The sequence below is a fragment of the Candidatus Binatia bacterium genome, from assembly GCA_029243485.1.
Taxonomy (GTDB): domain Bacteria; phylum Desulfobacterota; class Binatia; order UBA12015; family UBA12015; genus VGTG01.
This window is the reverse complement of record JAQWRY010000038.1, coordinates 1-8,405: the sequence shown is the minus strand read 5'-3', so window position 1 is coordinate 8,405 and position 8,405 is coordinate 1. Positions and strand designations below refer to the sequence as shown.

Below are 8,405 nucleotides of genomic sequence, written 5' to 3'. Positions count from 1 at the left end.
GGTGTCCCACCTCCCAATCCCGGCTCGACCCACCTCTCGTTCCCGCCCCAGGGATCATCTCAAACCGATGTTCAGTGCCTCGACCCCGGAACGCCCCCAGGCGCGCCCATGGTTTGATGCCCCCGCTCACAGGCGATAGCTTCGCCTCCCCTCAGACAGCAGCGTCTCGCACCAAGCCGCTCCCACACCCAACCGACATGGAGCTCCAGGATGGCAACGACCAACCCCAGCATGGACCGCCGCCATTCCCCGTCGGCACGATAGCGCCCCCATGAACCCCAACACCTACTCCGGCCTGGGCGACCTCGGCCGCATCCCCCTCTCCGCCAACTTCTTCCTCCGCGAGTTCCTCTACAGCGAGGTCGCCGCCCACTACGGCGTCAAGAACATCCCGTCGGACAGCGACCTCGCAATCGCGGCAGGCCGAGGCCTCAGCGAGAACCTCCTCGAACCCCTCAACGCGACCTTCGGCCGCATCGTCATTCGCTCCGGCTACCGATCGCGCTCACTGAACGACCTCTGCAATCAGAAGAAACACAACTGCGGCAGCAGCGAGAGCAACCGCGCGCGGCACATCTGGGACGAACGCGACGCTGAGGGGCGGATGGGTGCGTGCGCGACCCTGCTCATCCCGTGGTTCCAGCGCCGCCACGAGCGCGGTCAGGTAACCTGGCAAGCGATGGCCTGGTGGATCCACGACCATCTGCCGTATTCCCACCTGCGCTTCTTCTCGACCGGGACCTTCAATCTCACATGGAGCGACCGGCCCGTGCGCCAGGCGGAAGCGAAGTTCGGGAAGAAGGGCGAGCCGCGCACGTTGCCAACCGAAACTGCCGAGAGCGCTCCCGGGCTGCACGGCGCCGAGTACGAGGGGTTCCCCGAGTTGGTGCGGCGATGAATAACTCACGCCTCAACCATCGACAGCCTCGGGCCCGCGCTACCTCCCCTCGGACCACCCCAGATCCTTCAGCCGCTGACTGGCCAGCAGCTGCCGAAATCTCTTCACAGCCCCGTCGACCTCGCTCGGCGAAAACAACTCTCGAATGAGCGCGATCCAAGCGCCGCGGTACTTTTTCCAGGTCTGCTGCGTGCCGTCCGCCACTTTCGTCCACCTGGCTCGCATCCGCTTCTGATACTCCGGCTCCTGGCCCCAGATCACCTCCATCTGAGGCTCCTTGGCTTGGTCGACGAGCTGCGCAATTCGCGAGTGCTTCTGCCCGAGAGGCTGCGAATCGGGCGCAACGATATCGCCCTCGAGCAAGATTCGTCTGCAGGTGGCGTTGAACCGATCCCGCACCGTTTGCTGGTGCAGCCCGGCGGCAACTCCCGCACCCGAGCCGCCGTGCCATGCGAGCAAGATCCGCTCCGTCTCCTGTTCCTCGTAGGCCTCGAACGCACGTCGAAGGCGCTCAAACGAAGCGAGCGCCCCGCGCGGGAGCTTCGCTCGAACCGCCGCGGCGAGATTGTCGTCATTCGCCTCGGCTACAGCCGAGAGGATCCCCGGACACTCCAGCTCCCCTCTCCCTATTATGGCGTCGCAGTACACGAGCTTCGGCCAGCCTTCGGCAGGCGCGGCCTCGGTACGTCGCTCGTGGACGAACACCTCGAACAACTCGATCTGCTCCAGGCCCTCCTGCCGGAAGACCCCGGAGACCGATCCTGCGTACCCCCAGATCGTCCGGTGTCCCGGCAGGCGGTGGGCACGCCGCAGGATCTCTTCCGCGAGATCGAGCCCATCGTCGGTCCCCTCGCCGTTCAGGATCATCAAGACCTGCATGACGGTCTCGTAGCTCTCCTCGTTCTCGGGATCGGCCGCTCGCTCCGCGTAGCACTCGTACGCGGCCTCGAGGTCCTTCGGGCCACCGAAGCCGTAGTACAGCCCGTCGCACTCATTCTGCTTGGCTTGTACGCCGCTCGCCCACAGCAACAGCACCGAAACGCAGAGCACTCGCGCGCTCACCACTACCCCCGTCCGCATCCGCTCACCTCCAACCGTGCCTGAGTCACTCTGGGACGAAACTAGCCGGGCTGTCACGTCAACCTGTGTCGCGATGCACGTCTTTCTCGGGAAACCTCGTGTCGGACGTTCGTTCCGGACTGGGGCGCAGTTCCTGCGACACCCTGTGTCGCCCCGGCGGTTTACATCGAATGCACACCCCGGACGCGCGCCCCCGAGCGCGAAGCTGAAAGGAGAGCCACGATGCCCCGCATCCTCATCGCAACGATCGCGACCGTTCTCGTCGCCTTCGCTGCCCCGACCCACGCCCAGACCGACTACATGGGCAACCTGTCTGCGAACCCATACGCCGGCCCGAAACGCACCTACCCCGACGGCACGTTCGACAACCCGTACGGCACCTCGGGGACGAGCCCGAAGCTCTACGACAGCGAGGGCGGCTTCCGCGGCAATCTGAACGCGAACCCCTACGACCCGGATAGCGTCGCGAACCCTTACGGGCGCTACGGTAGTGAGTACAGCCCCGACAGCATCACGAATCCGTACGGGCAATACGGAAGCCGTTACGGCGCCGAGAGCCCGAACAACCCGTACGGGCAAGGGCTTCGGGTGTACCGGTAGGACGACCGAACGAGAACAGAGCCCCCGACATCCAGCTTGGGAAGCTGGATGTCGCAGATCACCTGGCACCGAGGAGAGGCTCCTCCCTTTGGGCATGGCACGCGCACCCTGGATCGGGACGACCGGCGTGTGGCATCCGCCCGCCCACCGGGCGAGTTTCGTCCTCCGAGGCGCGAGCAGCGCGTCCTTCGCTGGGACGTTGCCCCCGACAAGGGCCTATTCCGAGCGAGCCCGTGCGCGACGCACGAGGAACTCCACCATCTCATTCATGCCGACGGGGTCGAGCGTGACCTCGGGGTGTTGCAACGCGAAGACCCGGAAGACTTCGTCGCAGAACCCCTGTCCGACGACCTCGACCCCGGTGAAGTCGAGGGTGACGTGCTCGAACTCGCGGAGACGCGCCGTCACTCGCTTCGCTTCGGATCGCGAGATGAGGGAGAGGCCGAAGGAGCTCAGAGAGATCGTCGTGCGGGTCTTCATGAAGCGCATCGTCTCCGGGTTCGTGTAGGCCGCGAAGACGTCCTGCAGCCGTGGCGTCTCGCCTCGAACGACCTCGAGGACGACTCGTGTTCCGCGCTTCACCCCGCTCGGGCCGATACCGCTGTCGCCAGCGATGGCGTCGACGACCCACGCGACCCCGTCGCTCTCCAGGCGAAAACGCGAAACCGCCTTGGAGCTGAAGAACAAACCCTCTCCACTATGACCTGAGGGATCGCTGGTGAGCTTCCCCTTTTCGAGCTGGATGATCGCGTCCTTGGTCGAGCGGTAGCCAAAGTCGTCGCACACCTTGCGGAACACCCCGACGCCGTCGTCGATGACACGCGTCACCGTGGTGGCTCGGCCCTCGAAGTCGACTTCGACATTGAGCCGCTTGCCACCGGAGTGATCGATCGCGTTGTTGATGACTTCGGTAGCGGCATAGCGGAGTGCCTGGTCTTCGGTCCGGCCGAGAACGCGGGTTCGCGAGATCTGCTCCGACACCTGACTCCAGACCTCGTCTTCCTTGGCGGAGCCGAGCGGGAACCGTCGCCGGATGGGACGGAGGCGGTAAAACGTCGAACGCCCCTGTCCGCGACGCTCAAGAATTCCCGTCAGGACCAGGCCCTGCAGCATCCGGTGGCTCGTCGCGGCGGAAACACCCAGGTACTTGGCGAGATCCCGGTTGGCGATCTCGGGTTGCTCCTCCAGCAGTTGGCGCACGGTTTTTGTGGGATCCGGGCTCATTGTGAGACGATTATATATTAATCACCTCATCTACCCAATGCAATTATCACCGAATCACCTCAGGTTCCGGACGCGCCAGCGGGGCCTGGCTCACCCGAACGATTCCAACACAGCAGACGGAATCGAACGCGCTCCGGCTCTCACCGGTCCGCCCCTTTCATGGAGTGCGGTGGGCCTTGTCCCTCGTTTAGGTGAGAGCTGTGGCCTGAGCGGGCGAATCAGCTGACGTCCAGCTCCGGAAGCTGGGCGTCGCACGTCGCGATCGCTGACCCTCGTATCTGGAGAGTCCGAGACTGCGCGACCTGCGTCGTTCGGCGCCTCGCCGCCTGACCTCGACGATCGAAGCACGACTGGAGTTCGAACTCTCGGGGCTGGGCCTGAACACGACCCCATCGCTCTCACTCCAGCGCTCGGCCCGAGGGCGCGCAGAGAACGTCGCGTCGTTCGGCGCCGGGCCCCGGCTCTTCGCACAACGCGGCCTTCAACACTCCCGTCAAGTACGGCCGCATCGCGGTCGGAAGGACGAGGTCGCCGATCGAGCCGACCTCCTGCGCACGCTCGATCGTGTGCGCGGCGTCGAACTCCGCCGCGATCCCGCGTTCGGCGCGGACGCGAGCCGACTCGATGGCGCGGTCGAGATCCACTCGACTTCCGGAGGCGCCGAGGGCTTGCGAGAGCCGCACCACCTCTGGGTCGGCCCGAGCCCGGCGCTGTGCCTCGCGCGTGAACACGACCGTGGCCGCGGCGTTGCCTCCGATCACCGACGCGTACGAGCCGTGGAGGGCCGCGACCCGGACGGAGGGGTTCAGCTCTCGCGAAAACACGACGTACGCGCCGCCGTGATACCTCGACACGACGAGAAACACGATCGGGCCTTCGAAGTTCACGACGGCGCGCGCGATCTCCGCGCCGTTCTCGAGTTGCAGACACCGGAGCGACTCGGGCGACCCGTCGAAGCCGGCGAGGTGGGCGAGGACGACCACGGGCCGGTTTCCGCTCGCGATGTTCAAGGCCCGGGCGATCTTGCGCGATGCATTCGGGAACAGCGTGCCGCCGCTCCATTCGGTCGGACCGTCCGCCGGCCGAGCGCCGTCGCGCGGGACGCTCTTTCCTTCGATCCCCAGCAGACAGACCGGAACCCCACCCAGATGCGCATCCCAGACGATCGCCGTCTCGGCCCCCCGCCAATCGCGCCAGCGCTCGAGCCGGCCGCCATCCTGATCGATGACCGCGTCCATCACGGCGCGCATCGAGAACGGCCGCTTCCGGCCCGGGTTGGCGACGTCGTCGAAGATCTCGCCGACGGCCTGGAAGCCATCGGTGCGGGGGCCGGCGTACGGGAAGACCGTCACATCGCGGTCGTCGGGATCCGTCGTACGATGGCGCCGCGGAGACGTTTCACCGGGAACGACGTAAGAGTATCGATACAGCTCGTCGAGCAAGCGGAACCCGGCTTGGAGATCGGGCACACAGTACTGGGCCTGGCCGTTGGGGCCCGCCATCCGCTCGAACCCACCGATCGCGATCTCGTCTTCAGCGGCGACCGAGCCCGAGGCGCCCAGTGCGGCGCGCCCGGTGAGAACCATGGAGCCGGCAGGCGTCATCACCAGCGCTCCCTTGGTGTGCGGGAGCATCGTCGACAAGGCATCCCAGTAGCTCTGGCCGCCGACGTTCACGCCGCTCACGATGATGTGGATTACGCCGCCCGCTTGGGTGAAGCGGACGATGCGCTTCACCACCACGGCCGTCGCGTCGAGATTCTCGGTGCCGCTGTCCATCGCGATCCGTGCGCCGCTCGAGATCGGGGCCCACTCCACGGGCAATCCTCGCTCCTCGGCCAGGTCCAGCGCCGCGACGATGCGGCGGCACTCCGACGGTGTGATGGCACCCATCGCGTGGCTCGGATCGGAAACGATCAGCACCCGCTCTAGGCCCTCGGGAACCTTGGCGGTCGCAGACGCTCGGAGCCCAACCACGACCGAACATTCGTTTCCGCCCGGACGCCGCCCGACGGGCCGAAGCACCGCCGGACCATCCGTTCGGACACCGAGCTCCTGAAAGTCGCCTTCGAGGAGCCGCACGACCTCGTAGGGGTCGGGAAGTCCGCGGCGATGAGCGACGGCGAGCCGTTGTTCATAGGGGCCGGCCGCGTCGATGGGCCGGTCGGCGGCGTCGTTCCACGTGCTCACGACGCCGAATCCGACGCGCGTACGCACCACGAGCTCCCGCGCGCCTCGGTGCTCGCGCGAACGAATCCGCAGAGTCACACTCTCGATCCCGCGCCGGCGCGTCGTGGGCGCAATCGCGCCAACCAGCCGGTCGGTCGCCGCAGCGTCGAGCGCGAGTACCGGCTCCACATCGACCGTGAGCATCCGTCGCACGACCCGCGCGTTCGAGCCCTGCTCGTCGAGGGCCCGGCGGAGCGCCCGGGTCGAGGAGCCGAGCGCGAGCTCGATGGCAGCAACGAGAGCCCTAGATGGGCCGCCATCCGGAGCTGCCGCGCCGGTGACGCGAGTGAAAACCAGAACGCGCCGGTCGGCAACTACGTCTCTGGCCTGCCCGTGGAAGCAATGGACGGGCGCGACGGTGGGCAGCCGGGTCAGGACGAAGGCGTCGAGGCGCGCGAGGTGCTCCTGCAACCAGGTCCCATCCGACGGCGGGGCCGCGATCTTCGCGCGTCGGCGCAATTGCGGCGCCTCGTAGAGGAGGTGCGTGAGCTCGCACGCCTGATCGGCGAGTGCGTCGCCCACCAACTCGCGCAACTCCGCCACACGCGAGAGTGCACCTTTCAGGTGGTCGTTCCGACGCAGCGCCGGGTGCGACGAGCCTACGCGCGCAAGCCGGTGAAGCACCGCCTCGACCATCTCACACCGGCGCGCGCGCGAGTGCGCGGTCGCCAGGAGGCGGAGCAGCGCGTGCTCCAGCCCGGGACCGGGCTCCAGCCTCTTCAGCCCATAGTGCCGCAGAGCGATTTGCAGCGGGCCCTCGAAACCCCCGGTAACCTCGCGGCCCGATGCCAGATCGGCCACGCTGCGCCAGAGCCGCTCCGCATTCGACACGTGGTTGCGGCCGGCGTCGTCGTCGAAGCGCAGCGCTCGAGAGAACAGGACCTCGAGATCGGCGAAGAGAGTCACTTCCTCACACAGCACCGCGACGGCCGCGCCGGTCGAGCTGCGCGCGTCGCCCATCACGTTCAGTCGCTCGAGGATGTCGGCGGTCACGGCCGGCTCGACCTCGAAGCCGAGTAACACGTTTCTGATCTCCCGACGCAGACCCAGCAGGGTACGCCGGTCCTCTCGATGATTCCGGAGCCGTTGTCTTCGCGCGCCCTCCGCGCCGGTACGGCCCGGCTCGATGCGGGCCACGCGGTTGCCCGGAGACACCTGCCGACCCGGAATGACGTCGACGTGAGTGACCGTTCCGGCCACGGGCGCCCGAAGCACCATCTCGGTCTTCATCGCTTCGAGAACAGCGATTGCATCTCCCTCCTCCACCACGCGCCCGACGTCGACGTGAACCGCGGTCACGAGAGCCGGGAGAGCAGCGCGCAGCTCACCGACGTCCTGCAACCCGAACTGGTACGCAGTGCCGTCGACCTCCACCCAGAGGGACGAAGGAGTGCTGTAGTGCAACACCCGAAAGGCTCGGTCGGAAGCGAGCAGGCGACCCGAGTGCGCGTCGGCGGCCTCCCAGCTCACGACCATGCTGCGTCCGTCGAGCGAAGCCCGGTACCGCGCCGGTGCCACCTCGGCCACGTCGATCGAGTGGCATAGACCGTTGATCGTGAGATCCACCGAGCGTCCGCAGGGCGGCGGAACCATGGCCGGGGATACCGTTCCCTCCCGGAAGAGCCTATGGCGCTCGCTCTCGCGTTCCTGCCGGTAGAGAAGCAGGGCCGCCGCGGCGAGCGCCTCGGGTGCGGCGTCTCCGCGCACCTCGGCCACCGCTTCGGGCTCCGGAGTAGACCGCAGGGAACGAAGCGCCGCCACGAGGTGCGCCTGATTCGTCCCGCCGTGCTCCACGATCACCTCGGTGCTCTCGAGGGCCGCCTGCAGTCGGCCGGACGTCTCGGCCCGGGTGTCGCCCGTGGCCACCAGGCGCACGATGGAGGAGCCGGGTTCGACCGACGCACCAACCGTGGTGCCGCTGTCGATGCGGATGCCCACACCGAGAGCTGGCTCGAAGCGCGCCACGCGGGCCGGGACACCCGTGCCCAGCGGGGAGGAGCAAACGCACGCGCCGATCGCAACGCCGCGCGCCGTCGGCTGCAACCCGCGGAGGCTCGCGCCGCGCGCGACCCGGATCTGCAGCTCGACGAGATCCAGTCCGGTGACGGCCTCCGTCACGGCATGCCCGGCGGGGAGCTCGGCACGAAGTTCGATGAAATGCGGCATCCCACCACCGAGGGCGAAGCGCACCGTTCCAACGCCCACGTATTCCGCCGCTTCCGCCACGCGAATGGCCGCGTCGCAGGTCGCCCGAACGACGCGTGCCCCGAGGCCCGGCGGAGGGGCTTCTTCGATGCCGCCTCCGGCCTCCGGTCCTCGGGTGCACTCGCTGCTCGCGAGGGCCACCACGTGCCCATGCCGATCTCCGACGATGG

Annotated in this window: 5 protein-coding genes; 2 read left to right on the top strand and 3 right to left on the bottom strand. The window is 67.4% G+C overall.

The features are described from left to right. The first annotated feature begins 271 nt into the window (after positions 1–271). Positions 272–898, top strand: a complete 627-nt coding sequence (locus P8R42_12285) for a hypothetical protein (GenBank protein MDG2305401.1) — start codon at positions 272–274, stop codon at positions 896–898. 39 nt (positions 899–937) lie between these two features. On the opposite strand, the gene P8R42_12280 is transcribed toward P8R42_12285, so the two are convergent. Further along, on the bottom strand, positions 938–1,978 hold the full coding sequence (locus P8R42_12280) for a hypothetical protein (protein MDG2305400.1): 1,041 nt from the start codon (positions 1,976–1,978) through the stop codon (positions 938–940). A 222-nt stretch (positions 1,979–2,200) separates the two neighbouring features. Here P8R42_12280 and P8R42_12275 point away from each other — a divergent pair, with 222 nt between their 5' ends. After that, the gene (locus P8R42_12275; protein ID MDG2305399.1) at positions 2,201–2,578 is read left to right on the top strand and encodes a hypothetical protein; all 378 of its coding nucleotides are present in this window, start codon (positions 2,201–2,203) and stop codon (positions 2,576–2,578) included. Between the two features lie 216 nt (positions 2,579–2,794). On the opposite strand, the gene P8R42_12270 is transcribed toward P8R42_12275, so the two are convergent. Continuing rightward, entirely contained in the window at positions 2,795–3,802 is a 1,008-nt protein-coding gene (locus P8R42_12270) for a DUF4325 domain-containing protein (GenBank protein ID MDG2305398.1), read from the bottom strand. A 398-nt stretch (positions 3,803–4,200) separates the two neighbouring features. After that, complete coding sequence (locus P8R42_12265; protein MDG2305397.1) at positions 4,201–8,403, bottom strand: carboxyl transferase domain-containing protein; 4,203 nt, start codon at positions 8,401–8,403, stop codon at positions 4,201–4,203. Positions 8,404–8,405: the final 2 nt, after the last annotated feature.

Excerpts from the sequence above, each read along its gene's own strand:
- P8R42_12280 (MDG2305400.1), bottom strand. The coding sequence starts at position 1,978 with ATGCGGACGGGGGTAGTGGTGAGCGCGCGAGTGCTCTGCGTTTCGGTG.
- P8R42_12285 (MDG2305401.1), top strand. The coding sequence starts at position 272 with ATGAACCCCAACACCTACTCCGGCCTGGGCGACCTCGGCCGCATCCCC.
- P8R42_12270 (MDG2305398.1), bottom strand. The coding sequence starts at position 3,802 with ATGAGCCCGGATCCCACAAAAACCGTGCGCCAACTGCTGGAGGAGCAA.
- P8R42_12275 (MDG2305399.1), top strand. The coding sequence starts at position 2,201 with ATGCCCCGCATCCTCATCGCAACGATCGCGACCGTTCTCGTCGCCTTC.